The sequence below is a fragment of the Variovorax sp. RO1 genome, assembly GCF_002849325.1.
Taxonomy (GTDB): Bacteria; Pseudomonadota; Gammaproteobacteria; order Burkholderiales; family Burkholderiaceae_C; genus Variovorax.
On sequence record NZ_PKMT01000008.1, the window covers coordinates 258121 to 278903 of the forward strand.

Here is a 20783-nt window from a genome sequence, read left to right on the forward strand (position 1 = left end):
TCTGTGAACGCGCCCGGCGGCGGCGTCAGCCGTCGTTGCGGTGCGAGCGGAAGACCAGGTAGCGCGCCGACAGAAAGTTGGCACCCAGGCCCGCGATGCTGCCCAGCGCCACGCCGAGCGCGGCGGCCCAGCGGCCTTCGACCCAGTGCAGCGTGAGCACGTAGGCGCTGTAGTTCAGCACCGCGCCAGCCAGCATGGTCGTGAGGTAGCCCAGATATTCGCGCCAGACCGAGCGCCCTGTGGCGGCACCGGCCGCGCTCGCGGCGAAGGTGTAGTGGCGGTTGTAGAGCCAGGTGGTGGTGGCGGCGGCCAGGAACGACACGACGCGTGCGCCGTACCACCCCAGCAGCGGTGCCAGCAGGTAAAGCACCGTCACGTCCACCACGAAGCCGATCACGCCGGCCACGGCGAACGACAGGAACTCGCGCCCGATCTTCATCGGCTGCGCAGGCTCTCGCGCACGCAGGGCTGCGCCAAATAGCGCAGCCGCTTGGCCTCCTGCCGGCCGAGCGTGACGGTGTGCATCACCACGCCGCAGACAAAGGACAGCAGCGCCGCCAGCATTGCGCCGGTGGCGAGCACCGCCGTGGGCAGCCGCGGCACCAGGCCGGTGTGGGCGTAGGTCATGAACAGCGGCACGGCCAGCGCGAGCGCACCGATCGCGAGCACGGCGGCAACGATCGAGAAGAACTGCAGCGGCCGCTCGCTCACGAACAGCTTGCCGATGGTCTTCAGGATGCGCCAGCCGTCGCGGTAGGTGGAGAGCTTGCTGTGCGAGCCCTCGGGGCGCGTGCTGTAGGCGGTGCCTTCCTCGGCGTAGGGCATGCGCAGTTCGAGTGCGTGCACGGTCAACTCGGTCTCGATCTCGAAGCCCTGCGACAGCGCCGGGAACGACTTGGCATAGCGGCGTGAGAACACGCGGTAGCCCGAGAGCATGTCGGTGAGGCCGCCGCCGAAGAGCTGCGCCACGGTGCCCGTGAGCAGCCAGTTGCCGAAGCGGTGGCCGGCGCGGTAGGTGAGCGCGTCCTGGCCGTCGTCGACGCGGCTGCCGACCACCATGTCGAGGTTGCCTTCGACCAGCCGCGCGATGAGGCGCGGCGCGGCGGTGGTGTCGTAGGTGGCGTCGCCGTCGACCATCACGTAGATGTCGGCCTCGACGTCGGCGAACATGCGCCGCACCACGTTGCCCTTGCCGCGCGCGGTGACGTGCGTGACGATCGCGCCGGCCGCGCGGGCCACGGCGGCGGTGTTGTCGGTGGAGTTGTTGTCGAAGACGTGGACCTCGACGCCGGGCAGCGCCGCGCGGAAGCCTTCGATCACCTGGGTGATGGCCAGGGCTTCGTTGAAGCAGGGGATGACGGCGGCAATGCGCGGCATGGCGGACACGGGAGCGGGTCGGAGGTCGGTCATGGTGCGGTCAGGGCGGTCGCCGGAAGGAGTCGGTAGGCCCGGCTGCCGTCTTGTTCGTGCAGCAGGCCATAGTATTTGTCGAAGTCGGGCCGCGCACTGAGCACTTTCACCATCTCGGGCGACATGACGACGGTGGTGAAGCCTTCGGCGGCCAGCTTGCGCGCGGTGTCGCCGGGCGACAGCAGCAGGTAGTCGCGGTAGCGCCAGCGCCCGAGCGTGTCGCCCCAGATCGGGTTGGGGCCGTAGTAGATCGCCTCGTTCAGCGCGATCTGATACACGCGGCCGGTCACGTGGCGGCGCACGTAATCCATCACGCCGTAGCCCGGCACGTGCTTGCGCAGGAAGGCCTCGCGGCTCTCGGGCGTGAGCGAGATCATCGACACCTTGGTCGCCGTCTGGCCGACCGACACGGCGGCCAGCACGGCCAGCAGCAGCACCACGACCCAGTCGCCGATGCCGGCGCCGCTGCGCGAGCCGGTGAGTGTGGGTGCGGCGGTCGCCGGGGTTCCGCGCAGGCGGCGCACGCCCGCCGCGATCCCGCTGCCCAGCGCCTGCCAGCCCACGGCGGCGGTCAGTGCCAGCAGCGGGAACGAGGCCATGAGGTAGCGCGGGTAGCGCGAGGTCACGACCCACACGGCCACCGAGTACAGGCAGAACCAGCCCGCCGCGCGCACGGCGGCGGAGCGCTTCCACCACACGCTGAAGGGCGCGAGGAACACCGACCAGATCAGCGCGTTGGGCATTTCGGCGTGGTCGCGCACGTCGGCCACCTGCTGCACGTAGTCGGCCGGAATCCATTCGCTGAAGCCGAACACGCGCGCGCCGATCGGGTTGAAGGGGTCGCCCGTCATGACCGCGTTGCGCGCGTACCAGTAGATGCACGGAATCAGGAAGCACAGCAGCGCCGGCGCCCACGCCCGCCACACGCGGCGCTCGTGGCGCACCACGAACAGCGCCACCAGCGGCAGGAAGATCAGCGCCTGGTACTTGGAGCCCGCCGCCACGCCGAGGCAGAACGCCGCCAGCGAGAGCCAGCGCGTGCCGTCGCGCAGGGGTTCGGATTCGCGCCACCACCACAGCGCCACGAAGGCGGTCAGCACGAACAGCGCCACGCCCATGTCGATCAGCGCATTGGCGTAGTCGCCCATGCCCAGCCAGATGGCCGCGCCGATGCAGGCGGTGAGCCGGTTGGCGTGCAGGATGCCGATGCGGAAGATCATCAGCACCGACAGCGCACCCGCCAGCGCGTTGAGAAAGTGCGGCAGCACGTCATCGCCCACCTGCAGTGCGGCGGCGTACAGCAGGTTGTAGTTGTACGGGAACCAGGGGTAGCGCAGCCAGTCGTGGATGCCCAGCGTGCCCTGCTGCGCCACCAGCCGTGCGTAGGGCAGGTGGTACATGAGCTCGTCGAAGGCGGCCGGCGGCGCGAGCGGCGCCACCAGCGCCGGCAGCGCGACCAGCGCCAGCGCGAGGGCGGCGATGCGCTCGAAGCGGCTCCAAGGTGGGGTGACGGGCGCGGCCGCGCGCAGTGCGCGGATGTCGGCACGCCAGCCGCGCCATTGCCACGCGGCGGCCACGACGCCCGCGCCGACCAGGCCGAGCGTGGCCTCGCGGCGGAACAGTCCGAAGATGGCCAGCGCCTGGAAGGCACAGATGTACAGGCCAACGCCGAGTGCCGCCGCCATGGCGGCTTCGAGCCAGGCGTCGCGGCGCGACGGGGGACGCAGGCGCGCAAGCACCGCGCGGCCGGCACCCCAGCAGGCGATCACGAAGATCGCGAACTGGGCGTAGTGCGCGGCGGCAAAGATCAGCTTCTGAATATCAACTCCCGTGGCCGGTCACACCGGTGGGCCGGCCGACCGGCAGGTTCAAAGGTTCGGCGCGAGCAGGCGCTCGAGCTCCGCTTCGCTCGTGTGGCGCCGCGCCGCCTGGTCCTGCAACTGGTCGTGCCCGATCTTGCCGACGTTGAAGTACGTCGCATCGGGGTGACCGAGGTAGAAGCCGCTCACGCTGGCGGCGGGCATCATAGCGAGGCTCTCCGTCAGGGTCATGCCAATGTCCGCGCAGTTCAGAAGGTCGAACATCGGGCCCTTCACGCTGTGGTCGGGGCAGGCCGGGTAGCCGGGCGCGGGACGGATGCCGCGGTACTTCTCGGCAATCATGTCGTCGTTGCTCAGGCCTTCGTTGCTCGCGTAGCCCCACAGGTCGGTGCGCACGCGGTGGTGCAGCGCCTCGGCAAAGGCCTCGGCCAGCCGGTCGGCCAGCGCCTTGAGCATGATGGCCGAGTAGTCGTCGAGGTCGTCCATGAAGAACTTCTCTTTCTTCTCGACGCCCAGGCCGGCCGTGACGGCGAACACGCCGACGTAGTCCTTCACACCGCTGTCCTTCGGCGCAACGAAGTCGGCCAGGCAGCGGCTGGGACGCATCACGCCGTCGATCATCTGCTTCTCGGTCTGCTGGCGCATGCCGTACCAGGTGAGCGCAACCTCGCTGCGCGTCTCGTCGGTGTACAGCTCGATGTCGTCGTCGTTCACGGTGTTGGCGGGCCAGAAGCCGACCACGCCGCTGGCGCTGAGCCAGCGCCCTTCGATGAGGCGCTTGAGCATGCGCTGGCCGTCGGCGTACACGCGCACGGCCTCGGTGCCGACAACTTCATCTTTCAGGATGGCGGGGAACGGGCCGGCCAGGTCCCAGGTCTGGAAGAACGGGCCCCAGTCGATGTACTTGGCGAGCTCGGTGAGGTCGAAGTTCTTGAACACGCGACGGCCGATGAACTTGGGCACCGTGGGCACGAACTGCGCGAAGTCGACCGGCGTCTTGTTGGCACGTGCCTTGGCCAGCGGCCACATCGGCACCTGCTTCTTGTTGGCGTGCTGCGTGCGCACCTTGGCGTAGTCGGCGTTGATCTCGTCGATGTACGCGGTGGCCTGGTCGGAGAGCAGGCTCTGCGCCACGCTCACGCTGCGCGAGGCGTCGGGCACGTAGACCACGGGGCCCTCGTAGTGCGGCGCAATTTTCACGGCGGTGTGCACGCGGCTGGTGGTGGCGCCGCCGATCATGAGCGGGATCTTCTTGATGCGGAAATGGTCGTCGCGCTGCATTTCGCCGGCCACGTACTGCATCTCTTCGAGGCTGGGCGTGATGAGGCCCGACAGGCCCACGATGTCCGCGCCCTCGACCTTGGCGCGCGCCAGGATTTCGTGGCACGGGACCATCACGCCCATGTTCACCACTTCGAAGTTGTTGCACTGGAGCACGACGGTGACGATGTTCTTGCCGATGTCGTGCACGTCGCCCTTCACGGTGGCGATGATGATCTTGCCCTTGGTGCGCACGTCGCGGCCCGCAGCCTCGTCGCGCAGCTTTTCTTCCTCGATGTAGGGCAAGAGGTGGGCCACGGCCGACTTCATCACGCGTGCCGACTTGACCACCTGCGGCAGGAACATCTTGCCGGCGCCGAACAGGTCGCCCACGATGTTCATGCCGTCCATGAGCGGGCCTTCGATCACGTGCAGCGGGCGCCCGCCCTTGGCCAGGATCTGCTGGTACGCCTCTTCGGTGTCTTCGACGATGAAGTCGGTGATGCCATGCACCATCGCATGCGACAGCCGCTGGTTGACGTGCACCGGGTGCTCGGGCGTGCCGCGCCATTCGAGGCGCTTGCTTTCGTCCTTGGCGCCGCTCTTGGCGGTCTCGGCCACTTCGACCAGGCGCTCGCCCGCGTCGGGGCGGCGGTTGAGCACCACGTCTTCGACGCGCTCGCGCAGCGTGGGCTCCAGGTCGTCGTACACGCCGACCATGCCGGCGTTGACGATGCCCATGTCCATGCCCGCCTGGATCGCGTGGTACAGGAACACGGTGTGGATGGCTTCGCGCATCGGGTCGTTGCCGCGGAAGCTGAAGCTCACATTGCTCACGCCGCCCGACACCTTGGCGCCCGGCAGGTTCTCTTTGATCCAGCGCACGGCGTTGATGAAGTCGACGGCGTAGTTGTCGTGCTCCTCGATGCCGGTGGCAATGGCGAAGATGTTCGGGTCGAAGATGATGTCTTCGGGCGGAAAACCCACCTCGTCGACCAGCACGCGGTAGGCGCGCTCGCAGATCTCGATCTTGCGTGCGTAGGTGTCGGCCTGGCCCTTCTCGTCGAACGCCATGACCACCGCGGCGGCGCCGTAGCGCTTGACCAGCTTGGCCTCGTGCTTGAACTTGTCGACGCCCTCCTTCATGGAGATGGAGTTGACGATGCCCTTGCCCTGGATGCAGCGCAGGCCGGCCTCGATGACCTCCCACTTCGAGCTGTCGACCATCACCGGCACACGCGCGATGTCGGGCTCGCTGGCAATGAGGTTCAGGAAGCGGACCATGGCGACCTTGCTGTCGAGCATGGCCTCGTCCATGTTGATGTCGATGACCTGGGCGCCGTTCTCGACCTGCTGGCGCGCGACGGCCAGGGCCTCTTCGAACTGGCCGTTGAGGATCATCCGCGCGAAGGCCTTGGAGCCGGTGACGTTGGTGCGCTCGCCGATGTTGACGAACAGCGTCCCTGCGCCGATGGCGACCGGCTCGAGGCCGGACAGCTTCATGGGAGGGGGAGCAACGGGAGCGGAAACGGAAGCGGGAATCTGGGACATGGCCTCACCTGCGGAAGAGTCGAACAGGCGAGCGTCGTTGTCGCCCCAAGCCTGACGATTCGCCTCTGTGGCGAACCGCTGCAACGCTCCTTGGGAAGTCGCGCATTTTAGGTCGATTCGATTGCGCCCTGGGAAAACCCCAGTTTTCATTCCTGCACGTGTCAACAGAATGCGCCCACCGTTTCCGAACGAACGTTCGTGTTTTTAACCAGACGTAAGGGAGAGCGCCAGATGGTCAGGAAGTCGAATGCCCGGTTGCAGCATGCAGCCACCCCGATGCGCGCCGTGGCCTTGAGCTGCGGCCTCCTGGCCGCCGCGGCCCTCGTGATTTTCACGCCGCCCGCGCGGGCCGCTGCCGGCGACACCGCCACGCGGGTCGAGGCCCGCGTGACCTCCGACACGGCGAAGACCCGCTACCCGATCGTGCTGGTCCACGGCCTGCTGGGCTTCGACAACCTGCTGGGTGTCGATTACTTCTACGACATCCCCGGCAAGCTGGCCGGCGCGGGTGCCAGGGTGTACGTGGCGCAGGTGTCGGGCACCAACACCTCCGAGATCCGCGGCGAGCAGCTGCTGCAGGAGCTCAAGACCATCCGCGCGCTCGAGCAGAACCCCACGCTCAAATTCAACCTCATCGGCCATTCGCAGGGCTCGCCCACGGTGCGCTACGTGGCGGCGGTGGCACCCGACATGGTGGCGTCGGTCACGTCGGTGGGCGGCGCCAACGGCGGCTCGAAGGTGGCCGACCTGCTCGCCAAACTGCCCGAAGGGGGCATCGCCCAGACGCTGGTGGTGAAGGCCATCGGCCTGCTGACGGGGATGATCGGTTTTCTCTCGGGCAAGGACCCGAGCCAGCTGCCCGAGGTGCCGCTGAACGCGCTGGCCTCGCTCACCACGGCGGGCGGCGCGGCCTTCGACGCCAAGTTCCCGCAGGGACGCCCCGCCGCGGGCTCGTCGTGCGACGTGAAGAGCGGTGCGGCCGTGGCCAACGGCGTGCGCTACTACTCGTGGTCGGGCGTGTCGACCAGCTTCAACCTGTTCGACCCGAGCGACACGGCGCTGTCGACGCTGGGCGGCCTGTTCTTCTTCGGCGAGGCCAACGACGGCCTGCTTGCGGTCTGCACCACGCGACTGGGCACCCACCTGGGCGACTACCGCCAGAACCACCTCGACGAAGTGAACCAGGCCTTCGGCAACACCTACGGCAGCCAGTTCCCGTACTACGAGAAGAAGCCGCCGGAGCTGTTCAGGGAACAGGCCGCGCGGCTCAAGAGCGCGGGGCTCTGAGGACGCGGGACATGCGCGGTGTGGCGTTGACCATCGGCGCAGTCGCGCTGGTCGCCGTAGGAACCGGCTGGCTGGCGCTGAGCCCCGATGCGGACGATGCGCCACGGGCTGCCGCGCCCCGCACCACGGCAACGGTCGCGGCGCCCACCGCGCCCCGTCCGGCGCAACAAGCCGCCGCGGCTCCCGACGCCCTCCTCACCAGCGACCTCATCACCCTCTTCGACCAGGTGCTCGCCGAAGCGCAGGCCGACAGCAAGGCCACGCTGATGGCCCGCGCGCCCGCCCTGCTCGCCAAGCACCTGCGCGAAGACTGGCGCGTGCGCGCGCTGGGCCTGCTGGAGCGCTACGTCGACATGCAGGAAGCCCTGCGCACCCTGCAGCCGCCCGCACCCGGCGACCCGGCGTTCCTGCGCCGCAGCCTCGAAGCGCGCGAGGCCGTGCGCCGGCAGTTCTTCGCGCCCGAGGAAATCGAAGGCCTGTTCGGCGACCAGATCCGGCAGGACCAGTTCATGGCCGAGAAGATGGCGTTGCTGTCCAACCCCGACCTCACGCCCGAGCAGCGTGCGGCGGCGCTCGCGCAAAGCGAGCAGGCCTGGCTGTCGCCCGCGCAGCGCGAGGTGCGCAAGGACGCGGTGGCCCACCTCGACGTGATGCGCCAGACCGAGGCGCTGCAGGCGCGCGGCGCCAGCCCCCAGGAGCGCTTTGCCGCGCGCAGCGAGACCTACGGCTACGAAGTGGCGCGCGGCCTGGCCACGCTCGACCAGGAAACCCAGGAGTGGAACGCCCGGCTCGACCGCTACGCCAGCGCACCCGAAGCCGAGCAGGCCCAGCTGCGCGAGACGCTCTTCAACGAAAACGAGCGCCTCCGCCTGAGCGGTGCCCTGGCGATGCGCTCGTCCGCTGCATCCAAGCCGGCGCGATGAATCCGCTAAGTAAGCGCAGGCTTACGCAGGCTGTGCTTCGCCCATGGCCGACGCCGGCAGGCCGAACACGCGGTCGAAGGCCCAGTTGAAAACGAAGGTGTAGACCAGGAAGAACACCACCAGGCCCAGGTCCATCACCAGCGCCTGCCAGAGCGACACGCCCAGGCCCCAGGCCAGCATCGGCACCAGGAAGGCGATCAGGCCGCCCTCGAAGCCGATGGCGTGGGCGATGCGGCGCTTCAGGCTGCGCCCGCGCACCGCCTGGCGCGACTCCCAGCGCTCGAACAGGGCGTTGAACGTCAGGTTCCAGATCACCGCGATGACCGAGGCGCCCACCGCCAGCAGGCCCGAGTGGCCGAGCCCCGCGTCCGACATCAGGGCCAGGCCGGCGCTGGCCGCCACGATGGCAATGCCCTCGTAGAGGGAGATGTAAACGATCCGACGCTGAATGCCCTGCATGAATTTCTCTGTCTGTGTGACTGCGATGGGTGGACTTTATTTGTGTTTCGCTGATATAAAAAGTTAACTTGTTTCAGTTTTATTGATAGGTCAGCACCCCATGGCTTTCTCCAGCGACAACGTCGAGGTCTTCCTGGCCGTGATCGACCACGGCTCCTTTTCGGCCGCCGCGCGGGCGCTGCGCAAGGTGCCGTCGGCCGTGAGCATGGCCATCGCCAACCTCGAGGCCGAGCTGGCGCTGCCGCTGTTCAACCGCAGCGGCCGCGAGCCGCAGCCCACCGCTGCCGCGCGCTCGCTCGAGCCCCAGGCGCGGCTGCTCGCGGCCCAGCTGCGGCAGCTGCAGGTGCAGGCGCTGGCGCTCACGCAGGGGCTGGAAGACCGGCTCACGCTGGCCATCGCGCCCGAGCTGCTGGCCGCGCCCTGGAGCGGGCCGCTGGCGGCGCTGGCCGACGACTACCCGCTCCTGCAGGTCGAGGTGCTGGCCGCGCCGCAGGCCGACGCGCTGGCGCTGCTGCACAGCGGCCGGGCGCAGCTTGCGCTGGTGTTCGAGCGGCCCAGCCTCGACGGCCGCGAGGGCTTCCAGGAGGTCGGCAGCGACACCATGGTGGCCGTGATGGCGCCCGACCACCCCGTGCTGCGCGCCGCGGCCGGCGGGCGCCTGCGCGAGGAGCACCTGACCAACACGCGGCAGATCGTGGTCGCCGGGCGCGACCTGGGCACCAGCGACCCGCGCTTCGTGTTCGCGCGGCATGTCTGGCGCACCGACAACGCGCTGGCCGCGCTGAGCCTGATCACCGCCGGGCTGGGCTGGGGCTGGCTGCCGCGCAACTTCGCGCGGCCGCACGTGGCGGCGGGCGCGCTGGTCGAGATTCCGTTCGAGAACCTCAGCAACGGGCTCGACCTGTGGGTGGACGTGGTGTGGTCGCGCGAACGGCCGCTGGGCCTGGGCGCGCAGCGCTTCGTGGCGCTGATCGCGCGCGACCGTCAGGCAGCGGCCGGCATCGAAACGCCGGCCGTCTGAGTCGGTTCAGGACCGGCCGTGGCCGTGCCCGCCTCCGCCGCCATGACCACCGCCTCCGCCACCCTTGCCACCACCTCCGTGCGGACGCCCTCCTCCACCACCGCCGCCCCCACCGGGCCGGCCTCCGCCCGGATGCGGATGCGACACGCCCGGCGGCGGTCCGGGCCGGAAGCCCGGCTGCGGCCTGGGCGGACGGAACCCGGGATCGACGGGCGGCCGGTAGCCCGGCCCACCGGGCGGACGAACGCCTGGGCCATGCGGTGGCCGGACGCCAGGCCCGTGCGGCGGACGCACGCCCTGCCCCGGCGGCCAGGGCCGCGGCTGCCAGGCCGGGCGCACGGGCGGCGGCGGGCGCCAGCCCGCGATCGGCGGCGGCGGGGGCCGCTGGCCCCACCAGCGCCGGTCGCCGTACCAGGGACGGTCGCGGTAGTAGTCGGCCCAGTAGCTGCCGATCACGAAAGTCACGATGGGCACGCCGATGACCGCGCCGTAGGTGGCCAGCGGCACGCGCTGCTGCTGGTAGGCGTAGTCGAGGTTCCTCGACCAGACCCAGCCGCGCCCGCCGTCGGGCAGCACCACATCGCACCAGCCGTAGCCGCTGGTGCAGCCGACCACGTCGACCGGCTGGCCCGGCCCGAGCCGTGCCACCAGCGGGTAGTCGCCCGAGGGCCCGGCGCGCATGTTGACCGCGCCGCGCGTGAAGGCCTGCTGCGCCGCCGCCGCGAGCGGCAGCAGCAAAACGAGCGCGCCCAAGGCGGCGCGACGCAAGAAGGATGTGGCGTTCATGAGGGGCTCCTGTGCGCGCCAGCGTAGGCGCGGCGCGCGGAGCCGTCAATCAGCCGAAGGCGCGCGCGGCGCCTGGCTTCAGGCGGCCTCTTTGTAGAAGCCGTTGGTGTTGAGCATGCGGCCCTTGGCCGGCGCCACCGCTGCGCCGATCGCCGCGATGTGGTCCGGCGTCGTGCCGCAGCAGCCGCCCACGATGTTCACCAGCCCCTCGGCCGCGAACTCGTGCAGCAGGCGCGAGGTGACGTCGGGCGTCTCGTCGAAGCCGGTGTCGCTCATCGGGTTGGGCAGGCCGGCGTTCGGGTAGCAGCTGATGAAAGTGTCGCCCGCCACGCGCGCCAACTCCTGGATGTAGGGGCGCATCAGCGTCGCGCCCAGCGCGCAGTTCAGGCCGATGGCCAGCGGCTGCGCATGGCGCACGCTGTGCCAGAAGGCGGTGACGGTCTGGCCGCTGAGGATGCGGCCCGAGGCGTCGGTCACCGTGCCGCTGATGATCAGCGGCAGGCGCTGGCCGCTGTTGTCGAAGTACTCGTCCACCGCGAACAGCGCGGCCTTGGCGTTGAGCGTGTCGAAGATGGTCTCGACCAGGATCACGTCGGCGCCGCCTTCGACCAGCGCTTCGGTCTGCTCGTAATACGCGGCGCGCAGCGATTCGAAATCGACATTGCGTGCGCCCGGGTCGTTCACGTCGGGGCTGATGCTCGCCGTCTTGGGCGTCGGGCCAAGGGCGCCGGCCACGAAGCGCGGCTTGTCGGGCGTGCTGTACTTGTCGCAGGCCGCGCGCGCCAGCTTGGCCGATTCGAGGTTCATCTCGCGCGCCAGGTGGGCCATCTTGTAGTCCTCCTGCGCGATGGTGGTGGCGCCGAAGGTGTTGGTCTCGATGAGGTCGGCGCCGGCCGCGAGGTAGGCCTCGTGGATGTCGGTGATGACGTCGGGCCGCGTGAGCGACAGCAGCTCGTTGTTGCCCTTCACGTCGCGCTCGAAGTCCTTGAAGCGCTCGCCGCGGTACTGTTCCTCGGTGAGCTTGAAGCGCTGGATCATCGTGCCCATCGCGCCGTCGAGGATGGCAATGCGTTGGGCGAGGATGCCAGGCAGGGCCTGGCCGCGGGTGTAGATGACGGGCTTCATAACCTCCGATTGTAGAAACCGGGGGCCGCCCCTGATGCCCGTCAGCCCTTTCGCTGACCCTCGACGAAGGCCAGCACCGCTTCCAGCATCCGCCGCACGTGCGGCTTCACGCCCGCCGCCACGTCGGGCAGGTAGTCGAAGGGCAGCGCTTCCTGCATGTAGCTCGACTGCGTCATCTCCAGCTGCACCGCGTGCACGCCGCCGGCCGGGTTGCCGTACTGGCGCGTGATGTGGCCGCCCTTGAAGCGGCCGTTGAGCACGCCGGTGTAGCCGGGCGCCGACTCGGCGATGCCGCGCAGCGTGGCGGCCAGTGCGGGGTCGCAGCTCTTGCCGTCGGCGGTGCCCAGGTTCAGGTCGGGCAGCTTGCCTTCGAAGAAGCGCGGCAGCACGGAACGGATCGAGTGCGCGTCCCACAGCGCGACGGTGCCGTGCGCGGCCGTGAGGCGGCCGAGCTCGGCCTGCAGCTGCTGGTGGTAGGGGCGCCAGACGGCGTCGCGGCGTTCGGCGATCTCGGCGTCGGACGGCTGCTCGCCGGCGTTCGCGTAGACCGGCGTGTCGTCGAAGGTGTCGACCGGGCACAGGCCGGTGACGCTCTGGCCCGGGTACAGGCTGGCGCCGTCCGGCGGACGGTTCAGGTCGACCACGTAGCGCGAGTGCGTGGCCACGAGCACCGAGGCGCCGAGTGCATCGGCGAAGTCGTAGAGCTGTTCGAGGTGCCAGTCGGTGTCGGGCACGTGGCGCGCCTCGTCGGTGAAGCGCTCGGCCAGCGCGGGCGGCACGTGCGTGCCGACGTGCGGCATCGAGATCAGCAGCGGGCGCGTGCCCTGGCGGAAGCGGAACGCCGGTTCGGTGGTGGTGAAGAGAGCCATGGGTGAATTTTCTCAGTCCTGCAGAAGCTGGGTGCGCGCTGCCACGAAGCCCGACGCCGCGCTGTCGTGCAGCGCGTGGCGGCCGGCCGTGACGCGCGCGCGGCCCGCCACCCAGACCGCATCGACGGCCGAGGTGCGGTGGCTTGCGAACACGTGGGCCGAGAGCATGTCGGGGGCCGACAGGCCCTGCAGTGCGAGGTGCGTGGCATCGAGCACGACGAAGTCGGCCTGCTGCCCCGCGGCCAGCCCGCCGACCGTGCGGCCCGCCGCTTGCGCCCCGCCCTGCACGGCTTCGAGCGTGAGCGCGGTGGCCACGTGCGGCTGCGCCGCGCTGGCGCCGACGTTGCGCTGGCGCCTGGCGAAGCGCTGGCTGTATTCGAGCATCAGCAGTTCTTCGGCCGCGTTGACGCTGGCGTGGCTGTCGGAGCCCACGCCCCAGGCGCCGCCATGGCTGCGCCAGCGCGCGAAGTCGAAGATGCCGTCGCCGAGGTTGGCTTCGGTCGTCGGGCACAGGCCCGCGACCGCGCCGCTGCGTGCGGCGTATTCGTACTCGGCGTCGTTCATGTGCGTGGCGTGCACGAGGCACCAGCGCGCATCGACGCTCGCGTGGTCGAGCAGCCATTCGACCGGGCGCAGGCCGCTCCACTCCACGCAGTCGTCCACTTCCTTCGTCTGCTCGGCGATGTGGATGTGGACCGGCGCGGTGCGGTCGATGGCGTCCAGGCCGGCGAGCGCCTCGCGCAGCGCCTCGGGCGGCACGGCGCGCAGCGAATGCGGCGCCAGCCCCAGGCGCGCGCCCTGCGCGTCGCAGTCGGGCTTGAGCGTGTCGAGCAGGCGCAGCATCGACTCGGTCGAGCGGATGAAGCGGCGCTGCCCCTCGGTGGGCGGCTGGTCGCCGAAGCCGCTGGTCTGGTAGAGCACCGGCAACAGCGTGAAGCCGATGCCCGTGTTGCGCGCGGCACGCAGCAGCGCGCGGCTCAGCGCCGCGTCGTCGGCGTAGGGGCGGCCGTCGGTGTCGTGGTGCACGTACTGGAACTCGCACACGCTGGTGTAGCCGGCCTCGAGCATCTCGGCGTAAAGCCAGGTCGCGATGGCCTCCATGTGCTGCGGCCCGAGGCGCGCCGCAAAGCGGTACATCAGCGTGCGCCAGCTCCAGAAGCTGTCCTGCTGTTCGGCGCGGTGCTCGGTGAGGCCCGCGAAGGCGCGCTGGAAGGCGTGCGAATGCAGGTTGGGCATGCCGGGGATCACGGGGCCGTGGGCGGCGGGAGTGTCGGCGGGGCGTGGCGCAGCGGCTTGCACCTGCGTGAGCTGGCCCGCGTCGTCCCACGTCAGCAGAACATTTTTGGCCCAGCCTGCGGGCAGCAGCGCATCGGCCGCGAAAAGCGTGTGTGTCATTCAGTGGCTCCGATGGCGATGCGCCCCTGGCGCACCACGGTGCGCGCCGGCTGCTGGCCGAACCAGTAGGCCAGCTCGGCGGCGTCGTGGAGGTTCCACAGCACGAAGTTGGCGGGCATGCCGGGCGCGATGGCGCCGTGCGTGGCCTGCAGGCCCAGCGCGCGCGCGGCGTGCACGGTGACGCCGGCCAGTGCCTCGGGCACGGTGAGGCGGAACAGCGTGCAGGCCATGTTGACCATCAGCAGCAGGCTCAGCGTCGGCGAGGTGCCGGGGTTGTGGTCGGTCGACACGGCCATCGGCACGCCCGCGGCGCGCAGCGCGTCGATGGGCGGCAGGTGCGTGTCGCGCAGCGTGTAGTAGGCGCCCGGCAGCAGCACGGCCACGGTGCCCGACTGGCGCATGGCCGCGATGCCGTCGGTCGACAGGTGCTCGATGTGGTCGCACGACAGCGCGCCGTAGCGCGCGGCCAGCGCCGCGCCGCCCATGTCCGAGAGCTGCTCGGCATGCAGCTTCACCGGCAGACCCAGCGCCTGAGCGGCCTGGAAGACCTGTTCGGTTTCTTCGAGCGAGAAGGCGATGCGTTCGCAGAACACGTCGACCGCATCGACCAGCCCTTCGGCGGCGAGCGCGGGCAGCATCTCGTTGCAGACGAGGTCGATGTAGTCGCCGCTGCGTCCGGCGTATTCCGGCGGCAAGGCGTGCGCGCCGAGAAAGGTGGTGCGCACGGTGACGCCGTAGGCCTCGCCCAGGCGCCGCGCCACGCGCAGCTGCTTGCGCTCATGTTCCAGCGCCAGGCCGTAGCCCGACTTGATCTCGATGGCGCAGACGCCGTCGGCCAGCAGTTGTTCGAGGCGCGCGGCGGCCTGTGCGAACAGCATGTCTTCGTCGGCCTCGCGCGTGGCGCGCACCGACGAGACGATGCCGCCGCCGGCCTTCGCCACTTCTTCGTACGTGGCGCCCGCGAGCCGCATCGCGAACTCGTTGGCGCGCTGGCCGCCGTAGACCAGGTGCGTGTGGCAATCGACGAGGCCGGGCGTGACGAGCGCGCCGCCACCGTCGTGCGGCGCGAGCCCCGCGAACTCGGCGGGCAGTTCGGCGCGCGCACCGACCCAGCGGATCGCGCCCTGCGCGACCACGAGGGCCGCTTCGGCATCGGGCGCCAATGTGACGCCGGGCGCCGCACCGGGCGCGAGACGCAGGCCGGTCCAGAGGCCGTCGGCCGAGGGGAATTCGCTGGGGGGTTTCATCGTCATCCTTTGTCCTTTTGCCGGTCAGGCCGGCACGAAGCGCACGGCCACCAGCCGCGCGTCGTCGCTCGCCGGTGCGGCTTGCCACGCTTGTGCGGCGTCGGTCCAGCACAGGCCCTCGCCTTCGCCCAGTGCTTCGTCGTCATTCAAGCGCCAATCGCCGCGCAACGCCAGCAGCACGCCGTGCGCTGCGGGCGCGATGTCGGCGGCGTGGTCCAGCACCTGCACGTCGGCGCGCCACTGACCGCCGCGGGTCATCACGTTGAAGTCGTTCGAGGCGCCGCCGAGCAGCGTGCAGTCGATCGGGTCGTCGCCGGAAAAAACGAAGGGCCGGTGCGGCACGTCGAGCCGGTGCGACACGCGACCGTCGTGCGTGAAGAGACGCACGCCGTCGCCTTCGAGCAGCATGATCTGCCGCTCGACACCGGGGAACACCGAGAACGGGCCGGCCGACGCAATGGTCGCGATGCTCACGCGCCAGCCGAAGCTGTCGAGCCCCGCGCTTGGCGGCCAACTGGCGATTTCCTGCGTGGTGCCGCCGCCGTTCTTCCAGGGCATGGCGCGCAGGGTGGCGCGTGAAAAACGCTGCACGCTCATCGCATCAACCCGCCTTGCCGCAGCTTCTGCTCGAAGTGCCGCAGGATCAGCGTCATCGTGCCCGTCAGCACGAAGTAGACGACCGCAATCGCCAGGTACACCTCGAGCGAGCGGTACGACACGCTGATGATCTTCTGGCCTTCGTGCATCACGTCGTGAATCGTCAGCAGCGACACCAGCGCCGAGTTCTTGATGAGCGCGATGAACTCGTTGCCCAGCGGCGGAATCATGCGCACCACGGCCTGTGGCAGCACGATCTGGCGCATCGCCACGCCGGGCGTCATGCCCAGCGATTGCGCCGCCATGGTCTGGCCCTTGTCGATCGACTGGATCGCGCCGCGCACGATCTCCGACACGTAGGCGCCCGAGTACACGCCGAGCCCCAGCACGCCGCACAGGAAGGCCGGCAGCAGGATGCCGAAGTGCGGCAGGCCGAAGAACAGAATGAACAGCTGCACCAGCAGCGGCGTGCCGCGAATCGCCGCCACGTAGGCGGTGCACACGCCGTAGATCCAGCGCCGCTTCGGGTTCAGCCGGCCGATGCCGACCAGGAGGCCCAGCACGCAACCCAGGGCCAGCGCGCAGGCGGTGATTTCCACCGTGACCAGCGCGCCGCGCAGCAGGTCGGGCCAGCCCTGCCAGACGGGCGAGAAATCGAAGTCCATGGCGCGCTTACTTGGTGTTCGCGCTGAACCACTTCTTCACGATGGCGGCGTAGGTGCCGTCGGCCTTGAGCTTCTCGATCGCGCCGTTCACGGCCTTGGTGAGCTCGGGCGTGTCCTTGCGGATGGCCATGCCGTATTCCTCGGTGGTGATCTGCTCGTCGAGCACCTTCAGGCCGCCGCGCGTGCGCACGTACTGGAAGGCGGCGGGCTTGCCGGTCACGGCGGCATCGGCGCGGCCGATGTCCACGAGGTTGAACATCTCCTGGTTCTTCTCGACTTCCAGCAGCTGCACTTGCGGGAATTTCTCCTTGGTGTAGGCCACCGACTTGGTGCCCACCTGCACGCTGACCTTCTTGCCGTTGATGTCGGCCGGCTTCTTGATCGTCGTGTTGTTGTCCTTCACCATGACCACGAGGCCGCCGACGTAGTACGGCACGGTGAAGTCGACGACCTTCTTGCGCTCGTCGGTGATGTAGATGCCCGACACGGCCATGTCGAAGCGCTTCGAAATGAGGCCCGGCACGAGGCCCTTGAAGTCGATGTCGATCCACTCGATCTTGCGGCCCAGCGTCTTGCCGATGGCCTCGACCAGCTCGACGTCGAAGCCGGTGCGCTTGCCGTTTTCCACGAACTCCATCGGCGGGAAGGTGGCGTCGGTGGCCACGCGCAGCGGCTCGCCCTGGGCGTGTGCAGCGCCAGCGAAACCGAAGAAGGCGAGGCCGGACAGGGCGGCGGCGACGAGGGTGCGACGGGTGTTCATGAGAGGGCTTTCGTGGAGGTGAGGGAGGAGAAAAAGAAAAAACGGTGCGGCTACTGGAGTGCGCGCGAGATGCGAGCCGCCGTGACGACGGTCATGTGGACCAATGCAGCTTCCATGCCTTCGACGCGCGTGAGCGGCGCCATCAGCGTGATCGCCCCGCGCAGCCGACGGCCCGCGGCCAGCACCGGTGCGCTCGCGCCCCAGACACCGGCATCGACCTCGCCGTGCGTCACGGCATGGCCGGCAGCGCGGATGGTGTCGAGTTCGGCGGCGCGCTCGGCGCGGCGTTCGGGGGCTTCGTCGAGACCGTCGAGCAGCAGGTCGCGCGCGTCGTCGGGCGCATGGGCCAGCAGGCACTTGGCGCTGGCGCCGTCGCGTGCGGGCACGCTGCGGCCGCGGTCGAAGGAGCAGCGCAGCGACTGTTCGCTGTCGATCATCTCCAGGCACACGACGCGGTCGTTCACGAGGGTGACGAGCGCCACGCTCTCGTGGCTCTGCTGCGCCAGCACGCGCATGTCGGCGCGCGCGGCCATCACGAGGTCGGAGTTGCCGTCGAAGCCGCTGGCCAGCTGCACGCTGACGGGCCCCGGCGAGTAGCGGCCCTCGGACTCCATCACGAAGCCCCAGCGGCGCAAGGTGGCGACCTGCCGGTACAGCGTGCTCTGCGACAGGCCGGTGGCCTGCACCAGCTCGGCCGCCGTCATCGCCGCCTTGCTTTGCGCCAGCACCGACAGCACGAACAGCGCGCGGTCGTTGTGGGCAGGAGCGTCGAGAGGGGTCGTCATCGGGGGCAATCGCTGGGCGGTCGAAAGTGGATGCGGCGTGCAGTATCTTGCTCGCCGTTCCCACGACCAAGCCCGAATTCCCACGCGATGGGAATGAGCGCGTTTTTTCTTTCTACCTTCGTCTTACCCGGGGCATCAGACGGTGAGCAACGGGAAGAGCGGATCGTCCATCGGCGCGCCCGCCGGCAGGCGCTCGGCCAGGCCCGGGAAATCGGGCGAGGTCTTCCAGCTGCGCGGCGCGTGGCGGATGTCGTCGCCCAGAAATCGCACCGAGAACACGCGGCGCCGGTTCGGCCCCTCCACGCCGGCCGCCGCATGCAGCGTGAGCATGTGGAAGCAGACGAAGTCGCCGGGCTCGATGTCCCAGCCGACGATGGGAAAGCGCTCGCGCGCGCCCTCGATGTCGGGCAGGTCCTCGAGGCTTCCTTCAGGGAACCACTTGGCGTGGTTGTCCATGAAGGTGCGCGGCATGAGCCACGGCCCCTTGTGGGAGCCGGCCACGAACTCGAGCGTGGCCGCACGTGACACCGGGTCGACCGGAATCCACATGCTGACGTTCTGCGCGCCGTCGATGTTGTAGTAGGGCTGGTCCTGGTGCCACGGCGTGCGCTGGCGCGTGCCGGGCTCCTTCACGAGCAGGTGGTCGTGGTACAGGCGCACGGTGTCCGAGCCCATGAGCCGCTGCGCGAGGGGCGCCAGCGGCGCTTCGACGATGAAGCGGCCGAAGGCATCGATCTCCTGCCAGTTGCAGAAGTCTTCGAAGAAGCGACCCGGGTCGTCGGGCCGGCTCGCGACCTTCGCGCGCGGGCTGGGCGCCGCCAGGTTCGCTTCGATGCCATCGCGCAGCAGCGCGAGTTCGTCGGCCGTGAGCAGCTGGCGGATGCAGACCGCGCCGTCGCGCTGGAACTGCGCCACCAGCGCGTCGTCCACGCGTTCGCGCACGCGGCGCTGCAGGTCGGAAGCATCGAGGGTCATCGTCGGGTCTCCTTTTTTTCGGGGTGTCGGGTGACCCACTTTTTTACTTCACCTGCAGCAGCGCCTGCCGGCGTTACTTGATCATCGGCAGCTTGAGGCCCTGCTTCTTCGCCGTGGCGACCGCGATGTCGTAGCCTGCGTCGGCATGGCGCATGACGCCGGTGGCCGGGTCGTTGAAGAGCACGCGTCCGATGCGCTTGGCCGCAGCGTCCGTGCCGTCGCACACGATCACCACGCCCGAGTGCTGCGAGTAGCCCATGCCGACGCCGCCGCCGTGGTGCAGGCTGACCCAGGTGGCGCCGCCCGCGGTATTGAGCAGCGCGTTGAGCAACGGCCAGTCACTCACGGCGTCGGTGCCGTCCTTCATGGCTTCGGTCTCGCGGTTCGGGCTGGCGACCGAGCCGGTGTCGAGGTGGTCGCGGCCGATGACGATGGGGGCCTTCAGTTCGCCGTTCTTCACCATCTCGTTGAAGGCCAGGCCGGCGATGTGGCGCTCGCCCAGACCGAGCCAGCAGATGCGCGCGGGCAGGCCCTGGAAGGCGATGCGCTCGCGCGCCATGTCGAGCCAGCGATGCGTGTGGGTGTTCTCGGGGAACAGCTCCTTGATCTTGGCGTCGGTCTTGTAGATGTCTTCCGGATCACCCGAAAGCGCGACCCAGCGGAACGGGCCCTTGCCTTCGCAGAACAGCGGACGGATGTACGCCGGCACGAAGCCCGGGAAGTCGAACGCGTTCTTCACGCCTTCGTCGAACGCGACCTGGCGGATGTTGTTGCCGTAGTCGACCGTGGGGATGCCCATGGCCTGGAAGTCGAGCATGGCCTGCACGTGCACGGCGCACGACTTCGCGGCGGCCTTCTTGAGCGCGTCGTGTTGCGAGGCGTCCTTCATGGCGGCCTGCCATTGCGGCACGGTCCAGCCCGAGGGCAGGTAGCCGTTGATCAGGTCGTGCGCGGAGGTCTGGTCGGTCACGAGGTCGGGCTTCAGGCCGCCGGCGTTGGCGCGCTTCACCAGCTCCGGAAGGATGTCGGCGGCGTTGCCGAGCAGCGCGATCGACACGGCTTCCTTGGCATCGCAATGTTGCTTGATGAGCTCGAAGGCGTGGTCGATGTCGCGCGCCTGCTTGTCGACGTAGCGCGTGCGCAGGCGGAAGTCGATGCTCGACTGCTGGCACTCGATGTTCAGCGACACGGCGCCGGCCAGCGTGGCCGCGAGCGGCTGTGCGCCGCCCATGCCGCCCAGGCCGGCCGTCAAGATCCACTTGCCCGCGAGGCTGTTGTTGTAGTGCTGGCGGCCGGCTTCGACGAAGGTCTCGAAGGTGCCTTGCACGATGCCCTGGCTGCCGATGTAGATCCAGCTGCCCGCGGTCATCTGGCCGTACATGAAGAGGCCCTGGCGATCGAGCTCATTGAAGTGCTCCCAGTTGGCCCACTTCGGCACGAGGTTGGAGTTGGCGAGCAGCACGCGCGGTGCATCGGCGTGCGTCTTGAACACGCCGACCGGCTTGCCCGATTGAATGAGCAAGGTCTCGTCGTCTTCCAGTTCCTTCAGCGACGCGAGGATCTGGTCGTAGCAGGCCCAGTCGCGCGCGGCGCGGCCGATGCCGCCGTACACCACGAGGTCTTGGGGCCGCTCGGCCACTTCGGCGTCGAGGTTGTTCTGCAGCATGCGGAACGGCGCTTCGGTCAGCCAGCTCTTGCAGTTCAGCTCGGTGCCGCGCGGGGCGCGGATCACGCGGGTCGGGTCATGGCGCGGGTCAGTGCCAGCGGCGGGGGTGGTGTTCAGGGCGAATTTGTCGGGTGCGTTCATGGCGTGGTTCTCCTTGTCGGATGGCAGACGGACGGTTCGGA

The 20783-nt window shown here is 69.3% G+C and carries 19 protein-coding genes and 1 riboswitch; of the genes, 3 read left to right on the plus strand and 16 right to left on the minus strand.

The genetic code is table 11. From position 1 onward, the window contains the following. Nucleotides 1-25: 25 nt before the first annotated feature. From CY658_RS29465 to metH, 4 genes are all read right to left on the minus strand, one after another. Nucleotides 26-439 (minus strand): GtrA family protein, encoded by a 414-nt coding sequence (locus CY658_RS29465; RefSeq protein ID WP_101493538.1) that lies wholly within the window; start codon nt 437-439, stop codon nt 26-28. After that, nucleotides 436-1410 carry a glycosyltransferase family 2 protein gene (locus CY658_RS29470; protein ID WP_101493539.1) on the minus strand — a complete coding sequence of 325 codons (975 nt, stop codon included), beginning with the start codon at nt 1408-1410 and terminating at the stop codon, nt 436-438. Before CY658_RS29470 ends, CY658_RS29465 begins: the two co-directional genes overlap by 4 nt. After that, the gene (locus CY658_RS29475) at nt 1407-3179 is read right to left on the minus strand and encodes an ArnT family glycosyltransferase (RefSeq protein ID WP_257885018.1); all 1773 of its coding nucleotides are present in this window, start codon (nt 3177-3179) and stop codon (nt 1407-1409) included. Before CY658_RS29475 ends, CY658_RS29470 begins: the two co-directional genes overlap by 4 nt. A gap of 99 nt (nt 3180-3278) precedes the next feature. Beyond that, nucleotides 3279-6041, minus strand: coding sequence for a methionine synthase (gene metH / locus CY658_RS29480; RefSeq protein WP_101493541.1), 2763 nt, complete (start codon nt 6039-6041; stop codon nt 3279-3281). Nucleotides 6042-6063: 22 nt separating this feature from the next. Continuing rightward, nucleotides 6064-6139: riboswitch (S-adenosyl-L-homocysteine riboswitch) on the minus strand. 133 nt (nt 6140-6272) lie between these two features. On the opposite strand from metH, the gene CY658_RS29485 reads away from it, so the two are divergent. Further along, the gene (locus CY658_RS29485) at nt 6273-7328 is read left to right on the plus strand and encodes an esterase/lipase family protein (protein WP_257885020.1); all 1056 of its coding nucleotides are present in this window, start codon (nt 6273-6275) and stop codon (nt 7326-7328) included. An 11-nt stretch (nt 7329-7339) separates the two neighbouring features. Beyond that, nucleotides 7340-8251 carry a lipase secretion chaperone gene (locus CY658_RS29490; RefSeq protein WP_101493543.1) on the plus strand — a complete coding sequence of 304 codons (912 nt, stop codon included), beginning with the start codon at nt 7340-7342 and terminating at the stop codon, nt 8249-8251. A gap of 21 nt (nt 8252-8272) precedes the next feature. Here CY658_RS29490 and CY658_RS29495 read toward each other — a convergent pair whose 3' ends face one another. Beyond that, the gene (locus tag CY658_RS29495; protein ID WP_099794538.1) at nt 8273-8710 is read right to left on the minus strand and encodes a PACE efflux transporter; all 438 of its coding nucleotides are present in this window, start codon (nt 8708-8710) and stop codon (nt 8273-8275) included. A gap of 100 nt (nt 8711-8810) precedes the next feature. Here CY658_RS29495 and CY658_RS29500 point away from each other — a divergent pair, with 100 nt between their 5' ends. After that, a complete protein-coding gene (locus CY658_RS29500) occupies nt 8811-9731 on the plus strand; it encodes a LysR family transcriptional regulator (RefSeq protein WP_101493544.1) in 921 nt (306 codons plus the stop codon). A gap of 6 nt (nt 9732-9737) precedes the next feature. On the opposite strand, the gene CY658_RS29505 is transcribed toward CY658_RS29500, so the two are convergent. The 11 genes from CY658_RS29505 to hutU all read right to left on the minus strand — a co-directional run bounded on the left by CY658_RS29505 (nt 9738) and on the right by hutU (nt 20742). Further along, a complete protein-coding gene (locus CY658_RS29505; RefSeq protein WP_101493545.1) occupies nt 9738-10517 on the minus strand; it encodes an SH3 domain-containing protein in 780 nt (259 codons plus the stop codon). Between the two features lie 78 nt (nt 10518-10595). Further along, nucleotides 10596-11642: a homocysteine S-methyltransferase family protein gene (locus tag CY658_RS29510; RefSeq protein ID WP_101493546.1), complete on the minus strand. Its 1047-nt coding sequence runs from the start codon at nt 11640-11642 to the stop codon at nt 10596-10598. 41 nt (nt 11643-11683) lie between these two features. Further along, nucleotides 11684-12511, minus strand: a complete 828-nt coding sequence (gene hutG, locus CY658_RS29515; RefSeq protein ID WP_101493547.1) for an N-formylglutamate deformylase — start codon at nt 12509-12511, stop codon at nt 11684-11686. A 12-nt stretch (nt 12512-12523) separates the two neighbouring features. Next, nucleotides 12524-13906: a formimidoylglutamate deiminase gene (locus CY658_RS29520; RefSeq protein ID WP_101493548.1), complete on the minus strand. Its 1383-nt coding sequence runs from the start codon at nt 13904-13906 to the stop codon at nt 12524-12526. Next, a complete protein-coding gene (gene hutI / locus CY658_RS29525) occupies nt 13903-15153 on the minus strand; it encodes an imidazolonepropionase (protein ID WP_101493578.1) in 1251 nt (416 codons plus the stop codon). The genes CY658_RS29520 and hutI overlap by 4 nt, the downstream gene beginning before the upstream one ends. A 24-nt stretch (nt 15154-15177) precedes the next feature. Beyond that, the gene (locus tag CY658_RS29530; RefSeq protein ID WP_101493549.1) at nt 15178-15750 is read right to left on the minus strand and encodes a HutD/Ves family protein; all 573 of its coding nucleotides are present in this window, start codon (nt 15748-15750) and stop codon (nt 15178-15180) included. Continuing rightward, the gene (locus CY658_RS29535) at nt 15747-16415 is read right to left on the minus strand and encodes an amino acid ABC transporter permease (RefSeq protein ID WP_099794526.1); all 669 of its coding nucleotides are present in this window, start codon (nt 16413-16415) and stop codon (nt 15747-15749) included. The genes CY658_RS29530 and CY658_RS29535 overlap by 4 nt, the downstream gene beginning before the upstream one ends. A 7-nt stretch (nt 16416-16422) precedes the next feature. Then, nucleotides 16423-17175 (minus strand): transporter substrate-binding domain-containing protein, encoded by a 753-nt coding sequence (locus CY658_RS29540; RefSeq protein ID WP_101493550.1) that lies wholly within the window; start codon nt 17173-17175, stop codon nt 16423-16425. A 50-nt stretch (nt 17176-17225) separates the two neighbouring features. Next, nucleotides 17226-17960, minus strand: coding sequence for an IclR family transcriptional regulator (locus tag CY658_RS29545; protein WP_101493551.1), 735 nt, complete (start codon nt 17958-17960; stop codon nt 17226-17228). A 135-nt stretch (nt 17961-18095) separates the two neighbouring features. Then, on the minus strand, nt 18096-18935 hold the full coding sequence (locus tag CY658_RS29550) for a phytanoyl-CoA dioxygenase family protein (RefSeq protein WP_101493552.1): 840 nt from the start codon (nt 18933-18935) through the stop codon (nt 18096-18098). Between the two features lie 73 nt (nt 18936-19008). Next, nucleotides 19009-20742: a urocanate hydratase gene (gene hutU / locus CY658_RS29555; RefSeq protein ID WP_101493553.1), complete on the minus strand. Its 1734-nt coding sequence runs from the start codon at nt 20740-20742 to the stop codon at nt 19009-19011. Nucleotides 20743-20783: the final 41 nt, after the last annotated feature.

Excerpts from the sequence above, each read along its gene's own strand:
- CY658_RS29550 (WP_101493552.1), bottom strand. The coding sequence starts at position 18,935 with ATGACCCTCGATGCTTCCGACCTGCAGCGCCGCGTGCGCGAACGCGTG.
- CY658_RS29485 (WP_257885020.1), top strand. The coding sequence starts at position 6,273 with ATGGTCAGGAAGTCGAATGCCCGGTTGCAGCATGCAGCCACCCCGATG.
- CY658_RS29545 (WP_101493551.1), bottom strand. The coding sequence starts at position 17,960 with ATGACGACCCCTCTCGACGCTCCTGCCCACAACGACCGCGCGCTGTTC.
- CY658_RS29520 (WP_101493548.1), bottom strand. The coding sequence starts at position 13,906 with ATGACACACACGCTTTTCGCGGCCGATGCGCTGCTGCCCGCAGGCTGG.
- CY658_RS29530 (WP_101493549.1), bottom strand. The coding sequence starts at position 15,750 with ATGAGCGTGCAGCGTTTTTCACGCGCCACCCTGCGCGCCATGCCCTGG.
- CY658_RS29470 (WP_101493539.1), bottom strand. The coding sequence starts at position 1,410 with ATGACCGACCTCCGACCCGCTCCCGTGTCCGCCATGCCGCGCATTGCC.
- CY658_RS29490 (WP_101493543.1), top strand. The coding sequence starts at position 7,340 with ATGCGCGGTGTGGCGTTGACCATCGGCGCAGTCGCGCTGGTCGCCGTA.
- hutG (WP_101493547.1), bottom strand. The coding sequence starts at position 12,511 with ATGGCTCTCTTCACCACCACCGAACCGGCGTTCCGCTTCCGCCAGGGC.
- hutI (WP_101493578.1), bottom strand. The coding sequence starts at position 15,153 with ATGAAACCCCCCAGCGAATTCCCCTCGGCCGACGGCCTCTGGACCGGC.
- CY658_RS29510 (WP_101493546.1), bottom strand. The coding sequence starts at position 11,642 with ATGAAGCCCGTCATCTACACCCGCGGCCAGGCCCTGCCTGGCATCCTC.
- CY658_RS29495 (WP_099794538.1), bottom strand. The coding sequence starts at position 8,710 with ATGCAGGGCATTCAGCGTCGGATCGTTTACATCTCCCTCTACGAGGGC.
- metH (WP_101493541.1), bottom strand. The coding sequence starts at position 6,041 with ATGTCCCAGATTCCCGCTTCCGTTTCCGCTCCCGTTGCTCCCCCTCCC.
- CY658_RS29465 (WP_101493538.1), bottom strand. The coding sequence starts at position 439 with ATGAAGATCGGGCGCGAGTTCCTGTCGTTCGCCGTGGCCGGCGTGATC.
- CY658_RS29540 (WP_101493550.1), bottom strand. The coding sequence starts at position 17,175 with ATGAACACCCGTCGCACCCTCGTCGCCGCCGCCCTGTCCGGCCTCGCC.
- hutU (WP_101493553.1), bottom strand. The coding sequence starts at position 20,742 with ATGAACGCACCCGACAAATTCGCCCTGAACACCACCCCCGCCGCTGGC.
- CY658_RS29535 (WP_099794526.1), bottom strand. The coding sequence starts at position 16,415 with ATGGACTTCGATTTCTCGCCCGTCTGGCAGGGCTGGCCCGACCTGCTG.
- CY658_RS29500 (WP_101493544.1), top strand. The coding sequence starts at position 8,811 with ATGGCTTTCTCCAGCGACAACGTCGAGGTCTTCCTGGCCGTGATCGAC.
- CY658_RS29505 (WP_101493545.1), bottom strand. The coding sequence starts at position 10,517 with ATGAACGCCACATCCTTCTTGCGTCGCGCCGCCTTGGGCGCGCTCGTT.